20 protein-coding genes are annotated in these 22,765 nt (G+C 69.6%); 13 read left to right on the forward strand and 7 right to left on the reverse strand.

Annotated features, from left to right (window positions below):
* The first annotated feature begins 604 nt into the window (after positions 1-604).
* Positions 605-2,302, forward strand: coding sequence for an amidohydrolase (locus tag AMO33_RS03510; protein WP_076574055.1), 1,698 nt, complete (start codon positions 605-607; stop codon positions 2,300-2,302).
* 113 nt (positions 2,303-2,415) lie between these two features.
* Positions 2,416-2,562 (forward strand): zinc-binding dehydrogenase, encoded by a 147-nt coding sequence (locus AMO33_RS30115; protein ID WP_228822132.1) that lies wholly within the window; start codon positions 2,416-2,418, stop codon positions 2,560-2,562.
* A gap of 31 nt (positions 2,563-2,593) precedes the next feature.
* Here AMO33_RS30115 and AMO33_RS03515 read toward each other — a convergent pair whose 3' ends face one another.
* Complete coding sequence (locus AMO33_RS03515; RefSeq protein WP_060590479.1) at positions 2,594-3,325, reverse strand: SDR family NAD(P)-dependent oxidoreductase; 732 nt, start codon at positions 3,323-3,325, stop codon at positions 2,594-2,596.
* A 315-nt stretch (positions 3,326-3,640) separates the two neighbouring features.
* On the opposite strand from AMO33_RS03515, the gene AMO33_RS03520 reads away from it, so the two are divergent.
* The 7 genes from AMO33_RS03520 to AMO33_RS03550 all read left to right on the forward strand — a co-directional run bounded on the left by AMO33_RS03520 (position 3,641) and on the right by AMO33_RS03550 (position 11,985).
* Positions 3,641-5,203: an AMP-binding protein gene (locus tag AMO33_RS03520; RefSeq protein ID WP_060590481.1), complete on the forward strand. Its 1,563-nt coding sequence runs from the start codon at positions 3,641-3,643 to the stop codon at positions 5,201-5,203.
* Between the two features lie 270 nt (positions 5,204-5,473).
* A complete protein-coding gene (locus AMO33_RS03525; protein WP_159005464.1) occupies positions 5,474-6,523 on the forward strand; it encodes an amidohydrolase family protein in 1,050 nt (349 codons plus the stop codon).
* Positions 6,520-7,242, forward strand: a complete 723-nt coding sequence (locus AMO33_RS03530; RefSeq protein ID WP_060590485.1) for an SDR family NAD(P)-dependent oxidoreductase — start codon at positions 6,520-6,522, stop codon at positions 7,240-7,242. The genes AMO33_RS03525 and AMO33_RS03530 overlap by 4 nt, the downstream gene beginning before the upstream one ends.
* Entirely contained in the window at positions 7,239-8,150 is a 912-nt protein-coding gene (locus tag AMO33_RS03535; RefSeq protein WP_060590487.1) for an SDR family NAD(P)-dependent oxidoreductase, read from the forward strand. Before AMO33_RS03530 ends, AMO33_RS03535 begins: the two co-directional genes overlap by 4 nt.
* Positions 8,147-9,421, forward strand: a complete 1,275-nt coding sequence (locus tag AMO33_RS03540) for a serine hydrolase domain-containing protein (protein WP_082668572.1) — start codon at positions 8,147-8,149, stop codon at positions 9,419-9,421. The genes AMO33_RS03535 and AMO33_RS03540 overlap by 4 nt, the downstream gene beginning before the upstream one ends.
* Positions 9,422-9,489: 68 nt before the next feature.
* Positions 9,490-10,722 (forward strand): acetyl-CoA acetyltransferase, encoded by a 1,233-nt coding sequence (locus AMO33_RS03545; RefSeq protein WP_307583387.1) that lies wholly within the window; start codon positions 9,490-9,492, stop codon positions 10,720-10,722.
* A gap of 96 nt (positions 10,723-10,818) precedes the next feature.
* Positions 10,819-11,985 (forward strand): thiolase family protein, encoded by a 1,167-nt coding sequence (locus AMO33_RS03550; protein ID WP_060590491.1) that lies wholly within the window; start codon positions 10,819-10,821, stop codon positions 11,983-11,985.
* A 24-nt stretch (positions 11,986-12,009) separates the two neighbouring features.
* On the opposite strand, the gene AMO33_RS03555 is transcribed toward AMO33_RS03550, so the two are convergent.
* On the reverse strand, positions 12,010-12,687 hold the full coding sequence (locus AMO33_RS03555) for a TetR/AcrR family transcriptional regulator (protein WP_062954133.1): 678 nt from the start codon (positions 12,685-12,687) through the stop codon (positions 12,010-12,012).
* Positions 12,688-12,988: 301 nt separating this feature from the next.
* On the opposite strand from AMO33_RS03555, the gene AMO33_RS03560 reads away from it, so the two are divergent.
* Together AMO33_RS03560 and AMO33_RS03565 are read left to right on the forward strand one after the other, a co-directional pair.
* A complete protein-coding gene (locus AMO33_RS03560; RefSeq protein WP_197657727.1) occupies positions 12,989-13,906 on the forward strand; it encodes an alpha/beta hydrolase in 918 nt (305 codons plus the stop codon).
* A gap of 443 nt (positions 13,907-14,349) precedes the next feature.
* Positions 14,350-15,522, forward strand: a complete 1,173-nt coding sequence (locus AMO33_RS03565; protein ID WP_060590497.1) for an alkane 1-monooxygenase — start codon at positions 14,350-14,352, stop codon at positions 15,520-15,522.
* A gap of 106 nt (positions 15,523-15,628) precedes the next feature.
* Here AMO33_RS03565 and AMO33_RS03570 read toward each other — a convergent pair whose 3' ends face one another.
* Genes AMO33_RS03570 through AMO33_RS03585 form a run of 4 tightly spaced genes read right to left on the reverse strand, consistent with a single transcriptional unit; the run spans position 15,629 to position 19,539 of the window.
* Positions 15,629-16,906, reverse strand: coding sequence for an FAD-dependent oxidoreductase (locus tag AMO33_RS03570; protein WP_060590499.1), 1,278 nt, complete (start codon positions 16,904-16,906; stop codon positions 15,629-15,631).
* Positions 16,907-16,920: 14 nt separating this feature from the next.
* Positions 16,921-17,544 (reverse strand): maleylpyruvate isomerase family mycothiol-dependent enzyme, encoded by a 624-nt coding sequence (locus AMO33_RS03575; protein WP_060590501.1) that lies wholly within the window; start codon positions 17,542-17,544, stop codon positions 16,921-16,923.
* Positions 17,541-18,383, reverse strand: coding sequence for a fumarylacetoacetate hydrolase family protein (locus AMO33_RS03580; protein WP_060590503.1), 843 nt, complete (start codon positions 18,381-18,383; stop codon positions 17,541-17,543). The genes AMO33_RS03575 and AMO33_RS03580 overlap by 4 nt, the downstream gene beginning before the upstream one ends.
* 1 nt (position 18,384) lies before the next feature.
* Positions 18,385-19,539, reverse strand: coding sequence for a cupin domain-containing protein (locus tag AMO33_RS03585; protein ID WP_060590505.1), 1,155 nt, complete (start codon positions 19,537-19,539; stop codon positions 18,385-18,387).
* A 67-nt stretch (positions 19,540-19,606) separates the two neighbouring features.
* Here AMO33_RS03585 and AMO33_RS03590 point away from each other — a divergent pair, with 67 nt between their 5' ends.
* Complete coding sequence (locus AMO33_RS03590; protein ID WP_060590506.1) at positions 19,607-20,374, forward strand: IclR family transcriptional regulator; 768 nt, start codon at positions 19,607-19,609, stop codon at positions 20,372-20,374.
* Between the two features lie 6 nt (positions 20,375-20,380).
* Here AMO33_RS03590 and AMO33_RS03595 read toward each other — a convergent pair whose 3' ends face one another.
* Positions 20,381-21,052: a TetR/AcrR family transcriptional regulator gene (locus AMO33_RS03595; RefSeq protein WP_107103080.1), complete on the reverse strand. Its 672-nt coding sequence runs from the start codon at positions 21,050-21,052 to the stop codon at positions 20,381-20,383.
* A gap of 160 nt (positions 21,053-21,212) precedes the next feature.
* Here AMO33_RS03595 and AMO33_RS03600 point away from each other — a divergent pair, with 160 nt between their 5' ends.
* Complete coding sequence (locus AMO33_RS03600; protein ID WP_060590510.1) at positions 21,213-22,760, forward strand: bifunctional 3-(3-hydroxy-phenyl)propionate/3-hydroxycinnamic acid hydroxylase; 1,548 nt, start codon at positions 21,213-21,215, stop codon at positions 22,758-22,760.
* Positions 22,761-22,765 lie beyond the last annotated feature (5 nt).

The following is a 22,765-nucleotide window of genomic DNA, read 5'->3' on the forward strand; positions in this document are numbered from 1 at the left end:
AGTGGGGATCCGCTGAGGGGCTTCCTCGGGGAACTCCCCTTGTCAGTTGTGGACCGGTGGTATACAACTGGTACACGTCCTGATCGTGATCCGGTTCACAGTCGGATCGCATGGTGAGAGGGATCAGGACGGCGGCTCGGTGGTTGCGCCAACGACCACCGAGCCGCGGCAATATCGTCCATCACCCGGTAACGGCAGCTACGTGCAGGTAGGCGCGGGGTCGATGGACCGTCAGGTAGCGACGAAGCGACGAGGAGTCGACATGGCAAGCGCCACAGTCAGTTCGAACAGGCGGCGACCGCGGAGAAGTCCGTCGGTTCCCACGGGACCCCACTCGAGGGTGCGGGCCACGCGTGCGCGGCCGGGTGCTCGGGATCGAGGGGACGAGCCCACAACCTCGTCATGACCGGATGACCTGGCGGACCGTCCTACTGAAAACGCACGTGCCCTCCGCGCCCGGTCGGCGCCGAGCCGATCGACACGACCGAGTGCGAGCCCCGGCATGCCTGGGCCCCGACGCGCCCGGGTTGTGCCCGCCGCCGACGTCTGCGCGACGTCACCCGACGGCGCCGAGCGGAACGGCACGACGAAAGGAATCGAACTGATGAGGAAATACCCCATACTTCTCGGTGCGGCCGCTCTCACGGCGGCCCTGATCACCGGCTGTTCGAGCGGCGATCAGACCCCCGCCGCCGACCTGATCCTGAAGAACGGTCGCATCTACACCGTCGACGACACCCGGGAATGGGCCCAGGCGATCGTGGTCAGCGGCGACAAGATCGTCTACGTCGGTGACGACGCCGGCGCGCAGGCCTATGAAAACGATGGGGCGCAGGTGGTCGATCTCCAGGGCAAGATGGTCACCCCCGGGTTCATCGACGGACACAATCACGCCTATCTCATGGCCGAGAGCCTGTTCTGGCCCAATCTCGACCGTCACCGAACCGTCGAGGACAAGCAGGCCGCGCTGCGCGCCTACCGGGCCGAGAACCCGGCCATGCCGCAGTTGCGTGGCGTCGGCTGGGACGACATCGCCGAAGATGCCCGCGCCCGCGGGGTCCTGCCCCGGCAACTCATCGACGCGGCCGTGCCCGACATTCCCGTGGCGATCATCGAGAACAGCCACCACACCCTGCTCGCCAATTCGAAAGCACTCGAACTGGCCGGAATCACCAAGGACACACCGGATCCGGAGGGTGCGACCATCGTGCGCGACCCGGCCACCGGGGAGCCCACCGGCGAACTCGAGGAGTTCGGCGCGGAGAATTTGGTGATCTCCGCACTGCCACAATCGGATTTCACCGTGGAGCAGTACCGGCACACCATTCTGGAGTGGCAGCGCGTCGCCGCCGAGGACGGAATCACCTCCACCTTCGTGCCCATCCATTACCCGACCGAGTCACTGCTGCAAGCGTTCCAGCAACTCGACGACGAGGGGAAGCTGACGGTTCGATTCGACCTCGCCCAGTGGGCGGACGAGACGAAGGGCGTCTCCCAGGTCGCTCATTTCGTGGACATGCGCGACAAATACCGGGGGACACACTTCACCCTGGACACCATCAAGATCTTCGCCGACGGCGTGGGCGAGGCGAAGCTCGTCTGGAAGCAGGACGTGCTCGAGGAGACCGTCGCGGCCTTGGACGCCGAGGGCTTCCGGATCTACGTCCACGCCATCGGCAGCCCCGGGTTCTATCCCGAGGACAATGTGCTCGACGCCTTCGAAGTCGCCGCGCAGCGCAACGGCCGCCGCGACGCCAGGCATGCGATCACCCATCTGGATTGGACCCGGGGCGAGGATCTGGCGCGCTTCCGCGAACTCGGCATCATCGCGGTCCCGCAACCGGCCTGGTTCGGCAAGGGATGGTACGACGACGCGCCCGCGTCGGAGGTGAACAACGCCATGCGATTCCAGAGCTTCCTCGATGCGGGCGTCACGGTGTCGTCGTCGAGCGACTTCCCCTCGACCGACACCTTCACCCGTGACATGTACCCGCTCACCGGCCTCGAGGCGGGCATGACGCGGGTCGATGTCGACACCGCCACCGAGGCCGATCTCGGTGCGGCGCAGAACCCGCAGGAGCGCGCGACACTGGCCGACATGATCGCCAGCTACACGATGGGCGGCGCCCACCTCATTTTCGCCGAGGACGAACGGGGCTCGCTCGCGGCCGGGAAGAAGGCCGACTTCGTGGTGCTCGACAAGAACCTGTTCGAGCTGCCGAAAACCTCGGTGGGAGAAGCGAAAGTGCTCGCCACCTCCTTCGAGGGCAACGAGGTCTTCCGTGACGAATCGATGAACTGACCGCTCGACCGAATCCGCGGCCGCCGCCGGGTCAGGAATCGCTCCGAGACCCGGCGGCGATGCCGGTGAAAGACCGTACTGCTGGCGCCGACGCAGCCGCCGTGGTGAAGCGCATGGCGGCCTTCCTGAACGCCGGTGTCCGCTCGGGAGCGTTGCGTCCCGCCCTCGACAGGGTGTTCGCCCTCGACGATGTCGCCGAGGCCCACCGGCACCTGGACGCCGGCCTCCACGCGGGGAAGATCGTCGTCGCGACCCGGTGACCGGGCACCGATGCGACCGAAACGGCCACGGTCACCAGGGCACCACACCGTCTCGGCCGAGGAACGAACCGGACGGTGCGTCGAGATCGAGCATCGCGGCCTCGACCACCGGCTCGGCGCCTTGCGCGGCGGTCAGTGGCGCCTGCGCGCGGTTGATGGGGGAGAAGTCGGTTTGCACGAAGCCCGGATCGATGGAGAACACCTTGATGCCGGTGTCGGCGAGAACCTTCGACAAGGTGATCGTCAGGCTGTTGAGGGCCGCCTTGGAGGCCTGATACGCGGGGATCACCAGGTCGTTCGGGTCGGCTCGCGACTGGAGGGCCAGCGACCCCACGAACGAGGACACGTTGACGATCCGGCCGGCCTCGCTGCGGCGCACCAACGGCAGCATGGCCTCCACCGTGTGGAACACGCCGAACACGTTGGTTTCCATCGTCGTGCGCACCGCGTGTGGATGGGCGTACAGGCTGGGGCCGGGGGCCTCCCATTCGGCAGCGATACCGGCGTTGTTCACCAGCGCATCGACTCGCCCGTGGGTCTCGGCGAGAATGCCGGCCAGACGCTGCACGGAGTCGAACGACGTGACGTCGAGCGCGTACCCCTGTGCGTCGATCCCACGGTCGCCCAGCCGGCCGGCCGCGGCCGTGGCCGACTCCCGTGAGCGCCCCGTCACGATCACCGTGTATCCCGCCGATCCCAATGCCAGGGCCGTTTCGAACCCGATGCCACGCGTCGAGCCCGTCACCACCGCGATGTCTGCCATAGCCGTTCCTTCCCGGATGTGTCACGAAGACTTCGCTTCGAGAGTGCGGTGTCGGAGCCGTACGCACCGGCGGGAATGCGACCTGACGTTCCGCGGCCGACCGGGGTGGGACTCGGGAGATCGAGTGCGGTGGCGCGCCGGCTCGGAGACGGCCGGTTCCGAAGCAGAGTTCCTGGTCTACCACTCCGCGAAGGTGTATAAGTGTTCATATACTTGAGCGAGCGAGCCGTCGGTGACCGGTGACGCGGCCGGAAGGTCGTTGGCGAGCACACCGGGAGTCCCCACCGGCGGGAGCGGGAGAGGATCGGTACGTAGATGGACTATTGGAGTGCGCAGGTGCCCCCGGCCGAGGAGTGCGTCCTCGGTCCGCTGTTGCGTCGTCAGGCCGAGCGCAGGCCCGACGAGGTGTACGCGGTGTTCGCCGACGGGACTGTGTGGTCCTACCGCGATGTCTGGGCGGTCGCCAACGAGATGGGGCACCGGCTGCGGCGCCTGGGTGTTCGTCCCGGTGACCGGGTCCTGTCCTGGTTGCCGAACGGTCCGGACGCCGTGCGCGTGTGGTTCGGCGCGAACCTGTTGGGGGCCGTTCATGTACCGCTCAACACGGCCTATCGGGGCGGTCTGCTCGAGCATGCCGTGCGCCTGTCCGGGGCGCAGGTCATGCTGGTCGCGCCGGCGCTGGCGGAGCGCGCGCGTGAGGTGGACATTCCCGAATCGGTGCGGGTGGTGCCACTGGAATGGGACGGCGCCATCGATCATGCGACACCCGTGGTGGAACCCGAGCAGGCGGTGCAGCCGTGGGACCCGTACGCGATCATCCTGACCTCCGGGACGACGGGTCCGTCGAAGGGGGTCACCTGTTCGTATCTGCACCTGGCGAGTTCCTCGCTGGCGGCGTTCAGCGAGTGTTTCGGGCCGGGCGACCGCTACATGGTCAATCTGCCGCTGTTCCACGCGGGCGGCACCATCGGCTGCTACGCGGCGCTGCTGCTGGGTGGCAGTGTGGCCGTCGTCGACCGGTTCGACACCCGGTCGTTCTGGGAGACGGTGCGCGACCGGGAGGTCACGCACGTGACGCTCCTGGGCGTCATGGCGACATTCCTGGTCAAGCAGCCGGTCGGCGAGCGAGATCGGGATCATCCGCTACGCCACGTGTTCATGGTGCCGCTCATCGACGACGTGGCCGGGTTCGCCGCGCGTTTCGGTGTGTCGGTGCAGGCGATGTTCAACATGACGGAGACGTCGATTCCGCTCATCAGCACGATCAACCCGCGGACGCCCGGCACCTGCGGCCGGCTGCGCAAGGGCGTGCAGGGCCGGCTGGTCGACGAATTCGACCGGGAGGTTCCCGTCGGTGAGATCGGGGAGTTGATCGTCCGGACCGATCGGCCGTGGGCGATGAACTCCGGGTACTGGGGAATGCCCGAGGCGACCGCCCGTGCGTGGCGGAACGGGTGGTTTCACACCGGCGACGCGTTCCGTCGCGACGACAACGGCGAGTTCTTCTTCGTCGACCGCGTCAAGGACGCGATTCGCCGGCGCGGGGAGAACATCTCCTCGTTCGAGGTCGAAGCCGAACTGGTCGCGCACCACGCGGTGCGCGAAGCGGCGGTGGTGGGCGTGCCGAGCCCGCACGGCGAGGACGATGTCCTCGCCGTCGTCGCGCCGGTGGAGGGCGGCGACGTCGATCCGGCCGAACTCCTCGAGTTCGCCCGAACGCGCATGGCGCACTTCATGGTTCCGCGCTACATCCGTGTCCTGCCGGAGTTGCCGAAGACGCCGACCGCGAAGATCGAGAAGCACCGTCTCCGGTCCGAGGGGATCACCCCCGACACCTGGGATCGTGAAGCGGCGGGAATCCGCGTCAAACAGGACTAGCTGTCCCTGCTGTGGCGACCCGCGCCGGAGCGTGCGTTCGCGCGCCTGTGCCGTCTCGGTCGCCCGCATCTCGGGCCCGGGTCCACCCGAGTGTTCCCGCGGTCCGAGCGGCCGCATTCCACGCTCGCCCCGACCGGGTGCGTCGGCGCGATCGAGGGGTCACCCGTGCCCTCGGTAGGCGCCGCTCGCGCGTCAGGAAAGTATATGAACGACCATTGACATTGTGGTCTCGCGGAAGGTAAACAAGTGTTCATGCAAAAGGTGGAGACAGTGGCCCCGTCCGAGGACGGTGCGGCGGGACCGGCCGGTGGCCGGCCGGTGATCGATGTGTGCGAAGTGGTCTACGACCTACCGTCCTGGCGGGCCTACCTGCGGGCGTTCGCGGCGGACGCCCCGGGCTATCTGCGGGTGTTCGCGCGCCGGTTGTGTGAGCTGGCCGGTGCCGACCTCGCGCGCTATCGACGGACGCTGGACCGGGACCCCTTCGCGGCCGTGGAGGTGCTGCTCGAGCCGGAGCTGCTGGCCGTCGATGTCGGCGAGCACGCACGGAAGCTGCGCGACCAAGGAGTGATCGCGCAGGTCGCGCACGGCGGGATGTGGCAGGCGGGCGACGGCACCGTCAACGACCATGTCGCCCGGCTGGCCACCCGGGTGCCCGAACTGCATTTCTGGGCCGGGCTCAGCCTCGCCGACACCTCCGCGGCGATGACGGAGTTGCGGCGCTCCCATGACGAGCTGGGTGCCCGCGGGCTGTCGATCATCCCGTTCCTGGACGGCGTCGACGTGCTGGATCCGCGCGTCGCCCCGATCTTCGAGTACGCCCAGCACGAGGGGCTGCCGCTGTGGATCCACTGCGGACAGAACTTCGCGGCCACCCGGCCGATGGACTCGTGCACGTGGCGGCACATCGACGGGCTCGCCGGCCGGTACCCGGGCCTGGTCCTGGTCGTCGGCCACGGCGGCTGGCCGTGGATGGGCGAGATGGCGGCGGTGGCGCAGCGTCACGGCAACGTGTACCTGGACAGCTCCACCCACCGCGGCACCGCCATGGCCACACCCGGCTACGGGTGGGAGCCGGTGCTGAGCCGCGCCGACGGCGCGCTGCGCCGCAAGCTGGTGTTCGGCAGCACGACCTGGGTCAACGGCCTGTCCACCCGCGCGCTGGCCGAGGAGATCACCACGCTCGGCCTCGCCGAGCCGACGGTGAGGGCGTGGCTGGCCGGCAACGCGGCCCGGCTGCTCGGACTTTCCCTCCCGGACGAGCCGTCGGTGCCCGGCGGTGCGGCGTCGCGGACCGCGGCGGCGGGAGCACCGGCATGAGCACGCCCGCGGCGATTGTCACCGGCGCCGCACGGGGCATCGGCCGAGCAATCGTGCGGCGGTTGCACGGCGACGGCTACCGGGTCGCCGCCTGGGACATCGACACCGCTCGGCTGGCGACGCTGACCGCCGAACTGCCGGAGGTGGCCGCGATACCCGTCGATGTCTCCGACGAGGCATCGGTGTCCGCTGCTGTCGACGCCACCGTCGACACGATCGGCGGTGTCGATGCGGTGGTCAACAACGCCGGCGTCGAAGTACGTGCCTCGCTGCAGGACCATCGGGTCGAGGACTGGAACCGCGTCCTCGGGGTCAATGCCACCGGCCCGTATCTGGTGACTCGCGCGACGGCGCCGCATCTGCGGGGGTCGGCCCGGGCCGCGGTCGTCAATCTCGCCTCCACCGCGGTGATCGGATTCAGCGGACAGATCGCCTACGACGCCTCCAAAGGCGCTGTGCTGACCCTGACACGCTCTCTTGCCGTCGAGTTGGGGCCGCAGGTGCGGGTCAACGCCGTCTGCCCCGGATTCATCGACACCGACATGGTCCGCGAGGCCGGACTGACCGCCGTCGGCGAGAAGGTGGCGCGCGGTCTTCCGCTGCGGCGGGTCGGACAGCCGGACGAGGTGGCCGCGGCGGTGGCTTTCCTGCTCTCGCCGCACGCGGCGTATGTGACCGGGCAGGCGTTGTTCGTCGACGGAGGGTGGGTGCGAGGGTGAACCCGACATCGACCGGCCGCGTCGCGGTCGTCACCGGCGCCGCAGGCAGCATCGGATCCGCGATCGCCGCGCACCTCGCGGCCGACGGTGCCCGTGTCGTGCTCACCGATCGCGACGGCGCGGGCGCCGAACGCCGCGCTGCCGCGATCCGGGACGCGGGCGGCGACGCCGTGGCCGCGGTGTGCGATCAGACCGACCCCGGGGAGGTCGACCGGCTGTTCGGCGAGGTCGTCGGTGACCAGCTCGACATCTGTGTGGCCAATGCCGGATACGGCCGCGCGGGCTCGGTGCTGAACCAGGACCTGCGGGAGTGGCAGCGGCATGTCGACGTGAACCTCACCGGCACCTTCCTGGTCTGCCGAGCCGCGGCACGCACCATGGCCGCCCACGGACGCGGCGGATCGATCGTGATCAACGCCTCCACCGCGGCCGTGCGTCCCTGCACGCTGTTCGCCGCCTACGCGGCGTCGAAGGCGGGCGCGGACATGTTCGCGCGCTGCCTGGCCGACGAGCTCGGCCCGCTCGGGATCCGCGTGAACACGATCTGCCCCGGCGTCATCCAGACCGGCATGACCGGACCCATCCTCGGGGCCGACGGCGGTCGGGCGCAGGCGGTGCTGGAAGCGGAGACACCGTTGGGCCGGGTCGGCGACCCCGAGGACGTCGCCGAGGCGGTGGCCTTCCTGGTCGGCGACGGCGCCCGATTCATCACCGGCGCAAGCATTCTCATCGACGGCGGGCAAACCCTGCGTGGCTATCCCCGCTGGTTCGTCAACGACGACCCCGCCACCCCGGACCCCCAGTGGCGGATCATCAGCGACCCACCGGCACCCGGTCGGGCGTTCACCGCCCTCGGCCGCACCACATCAGCGAGCACCTCCCGGACACCCGAATCGAGCACACCATGACCGAGGCACAACCGCGACGACGCGGCCCGGTGGACACCATCGCGCCGACCTCTCCCGACGACATCGCAGGCACCTGCGACCCGCGGTTCGCCCGGGTCCGGGAGGAATTCGCCCGCAACTTCGCCGAACGCGGTGAAGTCGGGGCCTCGGTGTGCGTCTACCTCGACGGCGAACCCGTCGTCGATCTGTGGGGCGGCACCGCCGACCCGGCGACCGGAACCGCGTGGCAGCGCGACACCGTCAACGTCGTCATGTCCGCCACCAAGGGCGCCGCCGCCCTGTGCGCCCACATCCTGCGGGCCCGCGGGCAGCTGGATTTCGACGCACCGGTCGCCCTGTACTGGCCCGAGTTCGCACGCCACGGCAAGGGCGGCATCCGGGTGCGGCAGGTGCTCAGCCACCAGTCCGGTGTGTGTCACGTGTCCTCGGCCGTCCCCGAGGGCGGCTTCTTCGACTGGGCGCTGATGACCGCCTTGATCGAGGACACCGAACCGTTCTGGGAACCGGGCACCCGGCACGGCTACCACCCGTTCACCCTCGGCTACATCCTCGGCGAACTCGTCCTGCGCATCACCGGGCAGAGCATCGGGACGTTCTTCCGCACCGAGGTCGCCGAGCCGCTGGGCCTGGACTTCTGGATCGGCCTGCCCGCCGAGCACGAGGCCCGCGTCGCGCCCAGCATCGCCTGGGAGCTGGATTGCGGTGACCCGCTGCCGCCGCCGATCCAGGCCGCCATCGCCGATCCGGAATCGATGCAGGCCCGGATCGGCGCCAACGACGGCGGCTGGTTCGGCAACCTCTGGGACACCCGCGCCGCCCACGCCGCCGAACTTCCCGCGGCGGGCGGCATCACCAACGCTCGCGGCCTGGCGCGGATGTATGCGCCGCTGTCGCTGGACGGCGCGCTCGGAGACGTGCGATTGGTCGACCCGGCCGATCTGGCCGGCATGCGCGGCGTCTGCACCGCCGGTGATGTCGACGCCTATCTGCTGTTCCGCACCGCGTTCTCGCTCGGCTTCGCGAAGTCGTGGGACAACCGCCGCGTCCCCGGCCACAACAGCATGATCATCGGTGAAGACGCCTTCGGCGCACCCGGTGCGGGCGGGCAGATCGGCTTCGCCGATCCCTCCCACCGACTCGCCTTCGGCTACACGATGACCAGGCACGGCCTCGGCATGGCGCTCGATCCGCGCGGCCAGAGCCTCATCGATGCCGTCTATCAGACCCTCGGTTCACCGACCTGTCTGCCCGGCTTCTGGGTCCGGGCATAGCCGAACGATCGCACCGAGAACCGACCGCCGGTGGGTCTTCCGGCCGCCGGGGGAAAGGGAGAATGAGTATGTCTGTGTACGTACTGGGCGGAGCGCAAACGGATTTCGCCCGCCGGTGGAGCAAGGACAGCGACCGGCCGCTACCGGCGATGCTCGGGGAAGCGGTCACCGCCGCGTTGGACGACGCCGCGGTGACACCGGAGGAGGTGCGGTGCGCGCACGTCGCGAACTTCAATTCCGAACGCTTCGCCGGGCAATCGCATCTCGGCCCGATGCTGTGCACGCTGTCTCCGCACTGGGCCCAGCTGCCCACCAGCCGACACGAGGCCGCCTGCGCCTCCGGCAGTGTCGCGATGCTGGCCGCCATGGCCCAACTCGAAGCCGGTCACTACGACGTCGCGGTGGTGGTCGGTGTCGAATTGATGCGCAACGTGCCCGGGGAACAGGCCGCGCACTACCTCGGTTCGGCCGCCTGGGTGCCCGACGAACTGTCCGACGAGGTGCTGCCGTGGCCGGGGTTGTTCGACCGGATCGCCGAGGAGACCGCGCACCGCTACGGCCTCGACCACCGGCATCTCGATGCGATCACCGAGATCAACCGGACCAACGCCCGGCGCAACCCGTTGGCGCAAACCCGGCACTGGGATTTCGGCCCCGGTGATCTCGGCACGGACGACACGACCAACCCTGTGGTGGCAGGCCGGCTGCGGAAGAGCGACTGCGGCCGGATCACCGACGGCGCCGCGGCGGTCGTCCTGGCCAACGGCGCGTTCACCGAACAGTGGGCGCGGCGGCGCGCGCCCGGCGCCCGACGGGCCAGCGTCATCCGAGGCTGGGGCCACCACAGCGCGCCGTTGCCGCTGGCCGACAAGTTGGAACTCAGCCGCGGCCAGGACTATCTGTTTCCCAACGTCCGGGCGGCGATCACCGATGCCTACGCCCGGGCAGGTCTCGCCGGACCCGAGGACGTGGACGTCATCGAGCTCCACGACTGCTTCACCATCACCGAATACATGGCGATCGAACATTTCGGTCTCACCGCCCCCGGCCGGGCCTGGGAGGCCATCGAGGACGGCCGCATCCGCCCCGACGGCAGCCTGCCGGTCAATCCCTCCGGCGGGCTCATCGGAGCCGGGCATCCGGTGGGCGCGACGGGTGTGCGCATGGTGCTGGACGGCCACCGGCAGGTCACCGGCGCGGCCGGTGAGTGTCAGGTCCCCGGCGCGCGCACCGCGGCCACGCTCAACATCGGCGGCAGTGCCAGCACCGCCGTCAGCTTCATCGTCGGCACCACCGAGTAGAACCCCACCACACCGCGCGAGCCGCCGGGGAGACGCCCCGGCGGCCGGTCGGGCCCACTGATGGTCGAACCCCGCTGATATCGGAGAAGAATCGCCATGCCAACCGCTGTGATCGTCGATGTCGTCCGCACTCCGTCCGGCAGAGGGAAGCCCGGCGGCGGACTGTCCGGAATCCACCCCGCGACCCTGCTCGCCGGCGTGCTGGCCGAGCTGACGAGGCGAAACGGTCTGGACCCGGAACTGGTCGACGATGTGGTGACCGGTTGTGTCACCCAGAGTGGGGAGCAGGCTTTCAACATCGGCCGCACCGCCGTGCTGGCCGCCGGATTCCCGGAGTCGGTCCCGGCGACGACCGTCGACCGGCAGTGCGGATCCAGCCAACAGGCCGTGCATTTCGCCGCCCAGGGGGTCATGGCGGGTGTCTACGACGTCGTGATCGCCTGCGGTGTCGAATCGATGAGCCGCGTGCCGATGTTCTCCAACGGACGCGGCGCCGACCCGAATCAGGGCCCGATCACGCACCGGTATCCCGATGGCACAGTGCCACAGGGTATTTCCGCGGAGATCCTCGCGGCCCGCTGGAAGCTGGACCGGAACACCCTCGACGAGTTCGCCGCCCGTTCACACCGGCTGGCGGCTCGGGCGGCGGCGTCCGGTGGCTTCGCCGACGAACTGGTCGCCGCGGGCGGACTCACCGAGGACGAGACGATCCGGCCGTCGACGACGGTCGAGACGCTGGCCGAGCTGGAACCGGCGTTCGTCGACGAGACCGTGCGCGCGCGGTTCCCCGAGATCGAATGGTCCATCACGCCCGGAAACGCCTCACCGCTGACCGATGGTGCCTCGGCGGCACTGATCATGAGTGAGGGGGCGGCCCAGCGGCTCGGCCTGCGCCCGCGGGCCCGATGTCACTCGTTCGCGGTGACCGGCGATGATCCGCTGCTCATGCTCACCGCCGTGGTGCCCGCGACCCGCAAACTGCTTGCCCGCGCCGGGCTGGCGCTGGACGACATCGACGCCTACGAAGTGAACGAGGCCTTCGCGCCGGTGCCGCTGATGTGGGCACACGAACTCGGCGCCGACCCGGACCGGCTGAATCCGCGCGGGGGCGCCATCGCCTTGGGGCACCCGCTCGGCGCGTCCGGCACCCGCATCCTCGCGACCCTGGTCAACCATCTGGAGCAGACCGGTGGTCGCTACGGCTTGATGACGATGTGCGAGGCAGGCGGGCTGGCCAACGCCACCCTCATCGAGCGGGCGTGACCGCCGCGCGGCCACGCCCGCTCACTAGCGGCCGCTCCGGAGCGCGAATCGATCGCCGGTGAGCGTGGCCGGGTCGATTCCCACCATCTGCATGATCAGCGTGGCGTACTGGTAGGACAACTCGTCGACACCGAGGCGGCCGTCGGGCCGGAACCAGGAGCCGGCGCTGATGATCAGATCGAGGATCATCTTCGCGGCCACCCCCACATCGGCAGGGTCGCCGTTCGGCAGCGCCAGCCGGAACCGCCCCGATTCCAGGCCCCGGACGAGAATCCGCTCGACCGCGCGCCGGATCTGCCGCTCCCGCTCGAGCATCTGGGCCGGTTCGCTGCCGGGAAGGCGGTGCCGCTCGCGCTGGCTGATGACCGCCTCCTTGCGCCGGGCGGTGTAGATGCCGGTCAAGGCGCGCGCGACTTCCCACAGCTGTCCCACCGCATCCTCACCGGCGGCGAGCAGAGCGCGCTCGATGCTCTCCTCGATGACGGCGTGGGTGCGGGTGATCACCGCCGAGAGCAGCGCCTCTTTCGACTCGAAGTGGTTGTAGAACGCCCCGGGGGTGAGCCCGAGCGCCGCCGTGATCTCCCGGACGCTCGTTTTCGGGTACCCCTCCCGGAAGAACAGATCGACCGCCGCGTCCTCGATCCGTTCCGCCGTGTCACCGCGCGGGTTCACCACCCGGCCGGCCGCTGCCCTCAATGCCATGCCACCCACCTTAATACAGATGAACGATCATTGACGATTCCCATGACCGGTGCGCGGGTGTCGTTGCGCCGACGCCGCTACTCGTTTCCGCGACAGATTTTCGGCGGGCAAACGCCAAGAGGAGCAAGGGATCAGCCGTGCGAGCCCGCGGCGCGGCCGCGCGGAAGCGTCGGTGAGCATCATGCCGGTGTTCTACGTATATGAACGACCATTGACATTCGTCGGTGCGCTTTCTACGCTCGTATCGAGCCGCCGGATCGCGGCGTCGACTCGGACAACACCCACGTGGAGGTGCTCAATGGTGAGCAAAGGTGCAGGCGTGCTGCGGGCCACCTATCAATCCCTGGCCGACCGCTCGGCGGCCGCGCCGGACATGGATCTCGCGACGATGCGCGATCTGTACGAAGTGCTGCACACGGTGACCCCGGAGCCCGAGGGCGTCACCTACGCCGAGACCGAAGCCGGCGGTACCCCGGCGATCTGGTGCCTGCCCGTCGACCGCGCCGACGACCGCGTCCTGCTGCACCACCACGGCGGCGGGTTCATGGTGTGCTCGATGTACACCGATCGGAAGATGGCCGGCCACATCGCCAAGGCCACCGGCACCCGCGCCCTGGTCCTGGACTACCCGCGGGCGCCGGAACACCCGTTCCCCGCGCAACTCGAGTCCTCGGTCGCGGCCTACCGCTGGCTGCTCGACCAGGGCTACGCCGCCGCCCACATCGCCAGCGTCGGCCACTCTGCCGGCGGCAACCTCTGCACCTCGATGGTCCTGGCGTCGCGGGACGCGGGCCTGCCGCTGCCCGCGGCGGTGATGCCGATGTCGCCGTGGTACGACATGGCGCTGACCGGAGCAACGCTGGACACACTCGCGCACCTCGACGCCGTGGTCCAGCGACCGCTGCTGGCCCGGATGCGGGCCGCCTACCTCGGTGATCACTCGCCGACAACCCCGCTCGCCAACCCCCTGCACGCCGACCTCGACGGTTTCCCGCCCACCCTCATCTACACCGGTGCCGAGGAGACCCTGGTCAGCGACACCGAACGATTCGCCGAACGCGCTCGTGCCGCCGGCGTCGACATCCACTACGAGATCGCGTCCGGTATGCAGCACTCGTTCGCCTTCCTCGCCGGCCGCGCACCCGAGGCCGACGACGCCGTCGCGCACATGGCGGCGTGGCTGCGCCGCCACCTGGGTCTGGCACCTGCCGGCGCCTAGGCCGGCAATCGTCCGCCGATCGGCCGGGCGCACGGGCTCCGCTCCGTGCCGAGTGGGCGGAGTGATACCCGATCGTGACGGCGCACCACCCCGGTCGGCTCCCGGACGATGCCGGGGCCGACGCGTATGTCCGCATCCGGCTCGGCGGCAGTCGCCGAAGTGCGGCGACCGCGACAACGGGGCCGGGGGCGGGAGGGCTGGTCAGCGCCGAATCCGTGGGACCGGGCGGGGCCGGGCGTCGCGCGCCGTGATCTCGGCGTTGCGCCCGCAACGACCCGGTCGCAGTCGATCACGCGGGGTTGCTGATGCATCACTGTTGGATCTTTCCGCAGGCGTCGCGGGCGCGGGCGACGCAGCATGGACATTCGTCGGCCGATCGATGATGCTCGGACCGAACCAGCCCGTCGGGGACGAATGTCGGGCTCCTGGAAGGGTTTTCAGTGATGTCGCCGTGGCATACGGCCAGCGGCACCGATTCGCGCGGTGATCCCAAACGCCACCTGTGGGTTCTGGGGTTGATCGCCCCGGCCAGTGCGTTGCTGCCGTCGCAGCTGGTGTTGCGGACGGGGTGGGAGGTGTTCTGGTGGGTCGGGCCGATCATCGTGTTGGTGATCATTCCGGTCCTGGATTGGCTGGTGGGGGAGGATGGCACGAATCCGCGGGATGAGGACTACGAGCTGTTGTCCAACGATCGCTACTACCGGTGGTGTACGTATCTGTTCTTGCCGGTGCAGTTGATCGGGTTGGTGATCGCGGCGGCGATGTGGGCCGGTGACGAGCTGAGTTTTGTCGACAAGCTGGGGTTGGCGACGACGTTGGGGCTGGTCAGCGGTATCGGTATCAACGCTGCGCACGAGCTGGGGCATCGGGTCGAGCATCTGGAGCGGTGGTTGGCCAAGATCGCGTTGGCGCAGTCGGCGTATGGTCATTTCTTCGTCGAGCACAACCGTGGTCATCATGTGCGGGTGGCCACTCCTGATGATCCGGCCAGTGCGCGGTTGGGTGAGTCGTTGTATGAGTTCCTGCCGCGTAGTGTGGCCGGTGGTTTGCGGTCGGCGGTGGCGTTGGAGTCCGAGCGGTTGGCGCGTAAGGGTAAGCGGTGGGGGAGCCCGCACAATCACATCCTGCAGGCCTGGTCGATGACGGTGGTGCTGTTCGGTGGGTTGATGCTGGTCTTCGGCTGGCAGATCCTGGGTTGGTTGGTGTTGCAGGCGGTGATCGGTGCGGCGTTGTTGGAGACGGTCAACTATGTCGAGCACTACGGGCTGCTGCGGGAGCGTCGCCCCGATGGGCGGTGGGCGCGGTGTTCGCCGCGGGACAGTTGGAACAGTGACCGGCTGGTGACCAACATCTTCCTGTTCCATCTGCAACGCCACAGCGATCATCACGCAAACCCGGGTCGTCGCTATCAGACGCTGCGCAGCTGTGATGTAGCTCCGCAGTTGCCGGCGGGGTATGCGAGCATGATCGTCTTCGCCGCGATCCCGCCGCTGTGGCGGGCGGTCATGGATCATCGGGTGCTGGCCCACTACGGCGGTGACATCACCCGCGCCAACATCGTGCCCCGCAAGCGCGCCAGAATCCTCGCCGCCGACGACAGGCTGACCAGGCGCTGATCCGCCTGGTCCTGGGCTACTCCGCGCCGTCGTGGCACTGTCGTTTGCCGTGCCGTCACCGACCGGCCCGGCTGCTGTCCTGCGCCGGGCCGGGCGAGCGGTGAGGTCAGCCGCCGCTGCGGGGTGCGGCCGTGGACACCGCGTCCGCGGCGGTCAATGGGATCTTCTCGAACATCGGCGGCTCGTCGGCGGGGAACAGCGCGGTGGGGCCGTAGAGCCAGTCCACGAACGAGTAGTCGTGGATGTCGCGGGCGCGCAGCAGGATGTTGCGGCGTTCGCGGTCGATTCCGTCCAGATGCCAGAGTTCGCCCCAGGCGCGGGAGGTGGTGACCACGCGTCGGCAGTGTTCGGGACGTACCGAGTTGTAGGCGTCCAGGACGGCCGCCCAGTCCAGCGACCCCTGGTCGCGGAGCCGGCGGACGTGTTCGGCCAGTACCCAGCCGTCTTCGATCGCCATGATCGCGCCCTGCGCCAGGTATTGCAGCGGGGGGTGCGCGGCGTCGCCGAGCAACGCGATCTTCCCGGACACCCAGTTCGGGATCGGGTCGCGGTCGTACATCCGCCACCATTTGTCGCGCCACAGGAACGGCAGCCCGGCCCGCACAGTCTCGGAGGTGTGCGCGAAGGCCGCGTCCAGTTCGTCGGGAGTACCCCAGTCAGGCTCTCCCGCAAGCGCTTTCGGTGATTCGAAGACGGCGACCTGGTTGAGTAGTTCGCCGCCGCGCAGGCCGTAGTGCACGAAGTGGCACCGCGGCCCGACGTTGACGACGACCTCGCTCAAATCCACCTCGGCCACGCGCGGCTCGGTCATCGGGACGGTGCCTCGGTAGGCGACATAGGCCGACGAGACCGGTTCGTCGTCGACGACCAGGGCGCGCGCCGTCGAGTGCAGGCCGTCGGCGGCGATCACCACGTCGGCTTGTTCGCTGTGGCCGTCGGCGAAGTCGACGCGGGCCCCGGTCGGGGTGTTCCGGTAACGCACCGCCTGCTGCCCGGTGACCAGATCGACGCCCGCGCTCAAGCAGGCCTGCACGAACATACGGTGCAGGTCGCTGCGGTGGATGACGAGATAGGGGTAGCCGTAGCGGTTCGCCAGGTCCCGCAGGTCCAGCCGGGTGAGTTCGGCGCCGTCGACGGCGTCGCGCATGACCATCGCGTCGGGGACGACGCCGAGCGCGGCGGCCTGGTCGAGCAGGCCGTAGTCGTCGAGGATGCGGGTGCAATTGGGCGCCAGCTGCAGACCCGCCCCGACCTCGCCGAACTCGGGCGCCTGCTCGAGGACCCGCACGGAGAGGTCTTGGCGGGCCAGTGCGAACGCCGCGGCGAGACCGCCGATCCCGCCGCCGATGATCAGTACGTCGGGACGAGTGTCCGCGTCGCTCATGACGATCAGTCCTTTCAGAGCCAGGGGCCGAGCGGGGGAGCGTCGGCCAGGGTGTGCGGTCGACCGGCCAGCCAGGCGGCGACCTGGGGTAGCGGTCCGTCGACCCCCGCGACCGCGCCGCGTTTGGCCGAGATGTCCGCCACGAGCGCGCGCAGGAAATCCGCGGGCAGGTCACCGAATCCGATGTCCAGGGCGAGGTCGACGGAGTGGACCCACACCTCGCGGGCGCGCATCCATGCCGTTTCGGTGGCGGGTACGGTCCGGCCCTGTGCGGTGACCACCTGCGCGGCCCACTGATCGTCGGTCAGCGCCCGCATGGCGGCGTCCAGGTCGTCGGCGGACCGGCCCAGCCAGGTGCGGAGTTCGTCGGCGGAGAGTGTCGTGCCGCGTGCGATGCCCGCGGCACGCTCCTCGGGCGAGGCGTACATGGGTGTCGGCGTGCCGGTGGCGGCCCAGTGCACCAGGTTTCGCAGGGCGTCGGCGTTGGCGGCGACGTGGGCGACCAGATGGCGGCGGTTCCAGCCGGGCAGGTGGGTCGGGGTGTCGAAGTCGGGGTCGGTGAGCCCGGCGACCGCGTCGGCGAACAGGGTCGTCCCGGCGGTCATCCAGCGGCGGGCGTCGGTGAACGTGCGTGTCATGGGGTCGCCACGATGCGGTTGGTGCAGGCGCCGATGCCGTCGATTTCGGTGACGACCGTTTCGCCGCCGCGCAGGTAGATCTTCGGTTCGCGGGCGTGCCCGACGCCGGCCGGTGTGCCGGTGGCGATCAGGTCGCCGGGGCGCAGGGTGATGACGGTGGAGATGTAGCGGACCAGGAACACCGGGTCGAACAGCAGGGTGCCGGTGTCGTCGCACTGCATCGTCTGCCCGTCCACGGTGGTGCGGACCCGCAGGCTGGGGCGGACGCCGCCCACCTCGTCGGGGGTGACCAGGTAGGGCCCGACCGGTGTGGAGGAGTCCCAGATCTTGCCCTGGGTCCATTCGATCGTGCGGAACTGCCAGTCCCGCACGGAGATGTCGTTCATGACCGTGAAACCGGCGATCGCGGCGGCGGCCTGCTGTTCGTCGGCGCGGCGCACCTGCGCGCCGACCACCACCACGAGTTCGACTTCCCAGTCCAGGGCGTCGGTCTCGGCCGGCTTGGCGATGTCGTCGGCCGCCCCGGTGAGGGTGTCGGCGTATTTCGGGAACAGGGTGGGATACGCCGGGAGTTCGCGGCCCATCTCGGTGATGTGGTTGGTGTAGTTGTGGCCGACACAGAGGATCTTCGACGGATTCGGCACGACCGGAGCGAAGTCCGCGCCGTCGAGGGGGTGGGCCGGGCCGGTGGCGCGCTGCGCGACCGATGGCCAGTCCGGGTCGGCCAGCAGGGCGCCGACGTCGGGTGCCCCGAGCTCGATGAGCCGGTCGCCGTCGAGCCGGACGGCGCGGGTGGCGGGGGTGTCGTCGGTGTCGAGGCGGATGGTGGCGAGCTTCATGTCAGGCGTCCTTGCGGAATCGGTTGAGGCGCAGTGCTTCGAAGATGGGCGCGTCGGTGAATCGGAAGAGGTCGAGTGCGCCGGAGTCGGAGTCGGTGGTTCCGGCCTCCGACCGCGCGGAGAACGGCTGCCAGGACGGCACCACGAACAGGTCACCCCGGGTGACCGACCAGCTGCGATCGCCGACGGTGACGGTGCCGGAGCCGTCGAAGACCTGGTAGACGCTCGATCCGGTTTCCCGCACCGGCGCGGTCTCGGCCCCGCGGATCACCCGGTGGAACTCCGCGCGCACCGTCGGCAGCACGTCGGACCCGTCGACGGGGTTGCTGAAACGCACCGCCGCGTGGCCGGGTTCCACCGTGCCGGTGTGTCCTTCCTTTTCCAGCGCGAGCTGTTCGGCGAGGGCACGGTCGGTGAATTCCCACTTGTAGGCCAGCAGGGGCGAGCCCGGGCCGGCATGGTCGACACCGATCGGGCGCAGTCCCGGGTGCGCCCAGAGGCGCTCGGAGCGCGACCGCTCGGGGGCGGCTCGCTCGATATCGGAGATCCGGTCGCGGCCGAACTCGAAGAACTGAGCGTCGGTCACATATTGGAACGGGATGTCGAGGCCGTCGATCCACGCCATCGGCTCGTCGGCGCGGTTGTGGTGGGCGTGCCAGTGCCAGCCCGCCTGCGGGAGGAAATCACCGCGGTTCATCGGCACCGGGTCGCCGCCGACCACGGTCCAGACACCCGACCCTTCGACGACGAACCGGAAGGCGTGCTGGCTGTGCCGGTGTTCGGGAGCGTCCTCCCCGGGCATCAGGTACTGGATGGCCGCCCACAGGGTCGGGGTCGCGAACGGACGCCCGCCCAGGCCGGGGTTGGCCAGTGCGATCGCCCGGCGCTCGCCGCCGCGACCGACCGGCACGAGCCGACCGGCCTGTTCGGCGAGGGCCAGCAGTCGCTCCCACTTCCACAGGTGGGCGACCGCGGACGAGTGCGGGTGCGGCGGCATCAGATCGCCGATCTCCGTCCACAGGGGGATCAGCAGTTCCCGTTCGAATCCGGCGTACAGGTCGCGCAGCTCGGGCGTGATCTCCGGTTGGTCGGGAGCGGCGACGGGGCGCAGCGCGACGGGCGTGGCGGCGTCGGCGGGGGCTGGAGTAGCGCTCATGCGGCTATCGTGAGGATGTTCCGGTGGGGAGAACACACTTTTCTGCTCTACAGAAGCGAGGTGCACGATGGGCCACCCGTTCAAGGCCCCGCCGGCCTATGCGATCACCAGCGTGGACAACGCGCTCCGGATCGCCGCGATGTTGCAGTTGGAGGGATCGCTGACGGTGTCGGAGGTGGCCGAGCGGATCGGCGTGGCCGCCTCGACCGCCCACCGGCTGCTGCGCATGCTGGTCTACCGGGACTTCGCGGTGCAGGACTCCGACCGTGCGTATCGGGTGGGTCCGTTGCTCGAGCTGGCCGCGCATTCCAGGTCGGCCGCCTCCCGGTTGCGCGCGGCCGCGCTGCCGGAGTTGCATCGGCTCGTCGACCAGCTGGGGGAGTCGGCGAATCTGGTGGTCCGCACCGCTGACACGGTGCGGTTCGTCGCCAGCGTGGAGTGCGCGCAGGCGCTGCGGGTGGGCAGTCGGGAGGGGATGGTCTTTCCGGCGCAGCGCACCTCGGGGGGTCTCGTCCTGCTCGCCGAGGTCGCCCCGTCCGAACTCGCGGCGCTCTACGCGCCCGAGCGCTTCGACGAGCGGCCGGAGCCGCCGCCCGATCTCGGGCAGTTGGCCGACGAGCTGGCGAAGATCCGCCGCAACGGCTTCGCCGTCAACGACGGCCGGTCGGAGCGCGGCGTCGTCGCGGTCGGCGTGGCGGTGCGGGACGGCAGTGGCACCGCGGTCGCGGCGCTGTCGGTGTCGATGCCCGCCGTCCGTTACGACAACCGATCGTTGCCGCGCTATGTGGCCGCGCTCCGGGCCGCGGCCGCGGGATTACGGCGCGAGCTGGGCTGATCGCGGTCACGACCGGCCGCGACGCTCGGCGACGATGCGCTGACCCATGACGGTGAGCGCGTCGGCGAGCTGTTCGAGGCGGTTCGTGAGCCCGTGCGATCGGTCGGCTTGCCAGGCGATGAAGGCGCCGTCGAAGCCCGCCATGCCGAAATGGTCGAGTTCGTCGGCGACCATTTGCGCGATGTCGGCGCCTTCGATCAGGAAGGCCTGGGCGATCATGCGGTGGAAGTGCCTGCGGCCGTCGTGGCGGACCTGGTCGATCATCGCGCCCACCTCGGCGTCGGCGGCTTCGGTGCTCATCAGCAGCATCAGGTGCAGTCGCAGGAAATCCGCCTTCGTCACGAAGACCTCTTCGGTGCGCCGGAGGAACCAGCCGAGACGTTCGCGGACGGTGCCGCCCTCCGGCGGTGCGGCCTGCGCCTGTTCCATGGCGCGGAAGAACTCGTAGGCCCCGTGCGCCATCACGGCCGAGAGCAGGCCGCTCTTGGAGTGGAAGTGGTGGTAGATCGCGCTTTTGGGTAGACCGGTCGCCGCGCTCAGCACCGAGATGCTGGTCGCGGCGTACCCGCGTTCGGCCATCAACCGTGAGGCCGCGTCGAGGATCTCCGCCCGCGAACGACGCCCACGCCGGTTACCGGCGGGTCGTTCGAGCACGGCGCGTTCGTGAGCGGTGTCCATGTGCGTCAGCCTAGGAGGGCGGTGCGGGCGGGTGCGGAGGGCCGCGGCCGATTCTGGTGTGCAGAAACTCGTGGCCGTGTCGGCGGTCACATGTGAGTCTGGCTCCGAAGAATGGAACGATCGGTACGAAAGTGGCCGATCGTCGACATCGGGAGACCCCATGAGTCAGGATTTCGACGCCGACGTCGCGATCATCGGATACGGACCCTCCGGCGTGATCGCCGCTCTCACGCTCGCCCGGCAAGACGTGTCGGTCATGGCCTTCGAGCGCGACCGCGACATCTACCCGCGGGCTCGTGCCGTCACGGTCAACGACTGGACGATGCGCATCTTCCAGCACCTCGGCATCGATGAACGCATCGACAAGGTGATCGATCCGCAGCGGATGCTGCGCTGGGTCACCTACGACGGCGAGGAGGTCATGCGGATCGAGCACCCGCCGAGCACCCTCGGCGCGGGGCGGCGCTTCTACAACATCTACCAGCCGACCATGGAGGCCGAACTACGCTCGGCCGCAGCCGAATACAGCGATCAGTTGACCGTGTGCTACGGCGCCGAGGTCACCGGTGTCGAGCAGGACGAGGACGGTGTGACGGTCACGGCCACCGATCCCGCCACCGGCCGCGCCCGCAGCTACCGCACCCGGTATGCGATCGGTGCCGACGGCGGTTCCTCGCGGACCCGAGGCTGGATCGGCGCGCGGCTCGACGGCGACACCGCCGACACCCTGTGGATCGTCGTCGACTGCGCGGTGCGGCGCCGGTGGCCCGACCGTGACGTGCTCACCTTCTGGACCGACCGCAAGCGCCCGGTGGTCGACATCGCGCTCTCCGGCGGCAACCATCGCTGGGAACTGCCGCTCATGCACGGCGAGACCGAGGCGGATTTCCCCACCGACGCCGAGGTCTGGCCGCTGCTCGAGGCGATCGGGGTGACCGAGGACGATGTCGCCATCCACCGGTACGCGTTCTACCGCCATCACGTGCGGATGGCCGACACCTGGCGCAACGGCCGCGTCTTCCTGGTGGGCGACGCCGCGCATCTGATGCCGCCGTGGGCGGGTGCGGGCATGCAGACCGGGATGCGCGACGCGCACAATCTGGGTTGGAAGCTCGGCCGGGTGCTGCGCGGTGTGCTGCCCGAGCAGTGGCTCGACACCTACGAAGCCGAGCGCCGACCCAATGCGGCGTTCTACACCGACCTCGCCGTGCAACTCGGCCGCGTCATCAAACAGGAAGCCACCCCCGCCGAGATCGAGGCGATGAACACGGTCCCAGAGGGTTTGGTGACACCCTACGAACCACCCCTGACCGCACCACCGACGCTGGCCGCCGGATGGCTCCGCGGCGAGATCGGCGACGCGAGCATCATCGGCCGCATGGTGCCCCAGCCGATCGTGGGGGACACCGCGGGCCGGATGACCCGCCTCGACGATCTGCTCGGCGACGGCTTCGTCCTGCTCGGCGACGACACCGATCCCGCCACCGTCCTGACCACCGAGGACAAGGCGGGCTGGGACGCACTCGGCGCCCGCTACGTCGCCATCCGCCCGCGCACCGTGCACACCCGTGGGCCGGACGACCTCGTCGATCTCGACGACGTGCTGCGTCCCTGGCTCCAGCGGTACGGCGCCCGCGTCGTCGCCGTCCGGCCCGACCGCTTCGTCGCGGCCGACGACGTGCACGGCCTCACCGTCCCGTCGTGCTGAACCCC

It is taken from the genome of Nocardia farcinica (genome assembly GCF_001182745.1).
GTDB classification, from domain to species: Bacteria; Actinomycetota; Actinomycetes; order Mycobacteriales; family Mycobacteriaceae; genus Nocardia; species Nocardia farcinica.

What these genes read in the sequence shown, in the direction of transcription:
- AMO33_RS03575 (WP_060590501.1), bottom strand. Translation starts at nt 17,544, where the DNA reads ATGACACGCACGTTCACCGACGCCCGCCGCTGGATGACCGCCGGGACG.
- AMO33_RS03585 (WP_060590505.1), bottom strand. Translation starts at nt 19,539, where the DNA reads ATGAGCGCTACTCCAGCCCCCGCCGACGCCGCCACGCCCGTCGCGCTG.
- AMO33_RS03545 (WP_307583387.1), top strand. Translation starts at nt 9,490, where the DNA reads ATGTCTGTGTACGTACTGGGCGGAGCGCAAACGGATTTCGCCCGCCGG.
- AMO33_RS03565 (WP_060590497.1), top strand. Translation starts at nt 14,350, where the DNA reads ATGTCGCCGTGGCATACGGCCAGCGGCACCGATTCGCGCGGTGATCCC.
- AMO33_RS03600 (WP_060590510.1), top strand. Translation starts at nt 21,213, where the DNA reads ATGAGTCAGGATTTCGACGCCGACGTCGCGATCATCGGATACGGACCC.
- AMO33_RS03515 (WP_060590479.1), bottom strand. Translation starts at nt 3,325, where the DNA reads ATGGCAGACATCGCGGTGGTGACGGGCTCGACGCGTGGCATCGGGTTC.
- AMO33_RS03510 (WP_076574055.1), top strand. Translation starts at nt 605, where the DNA reads ATGAGGAAATACCCCATACTTCTCGGTGCGGCCGCTCTCACGGCGGCC.
- AMO33_RS03570 (WP_060590499.1), bottom strand. Translation starts at nt 16,906, where the DNA reads ATGAGCGACGCGGACACTCGTCCCGACGTACTGATCATCGGCGGCGGG.
- AMO33_RS03540 (WP_082668572.1), top strand. Translation starts at nt 8,147, where the DNA reads ATGACCGAGGCACAACCGCGACGACGCGGCCCGGTGGACACCATCGCG.
- AMO33_RS03580 (WP_060590503.1), bottom strand. Translation starts at nt 18,383, where the DNA reads ATGAAGCTCGCCACCATCCGCCTCGACACCGACGACACCCCCGCCACC.
- AMO33_RS03550 (WP_060590491.1), top strand. Translation starts at nt 10,819, where the DNA reads ATGCCAACCGCTGTGATCGTCGATGTCGTCCGCACTCCGTCCGGCAGA.
- AMO33_RS03530 (WP_060590485.1), top strand. Translation starts at nt 6,520, where the DNA reads ATGAGCACGCCCGCGGCGATTGTCACCGGCGCCGCACGGGGCATCGGC.
- AMO33_RS30115 (WP_228822132.1), top strand. Translation starts at nt 2,416, where the DNA reads ATGGCGGCCTTCCTGAACGCCGGTGTCCGCTCGGGAGCGTTGCGTCCC.
- AMO33_RS03595 (WP_107103080.1), bottom strand. Translation starts at nt 21,052, where the DNA reads ATGGACACCGCTCACGAACGCGCCGTGCTCGAACGACCCGCCGGTAAC.
- AMO33_RS03590 (WP_060590506.1), top strand. Translation starts at nt 19,607, where the DNA reads ATGGGCCACCCGTTCAAGGCCCCGCCGGCCTATGCGATCACCAGCGTG.
- AMO33_RS03555 (WP_062954133.1), bottom strand. Translation starts at nt 12,687, where the DNA reads ATGGCATTGAGGGCAGCGGCCGGCCGGGTGGTGAACCCGCGCGGTGAC.
- AMO33_RS03520 (WP_060590481.1), top strand. Translation starts at nt 3,641, where the DNA reads ATGGACTATTGGAGTGCGCAGGTGCCCCCGGCCGAGGAGTGCGTCCTC.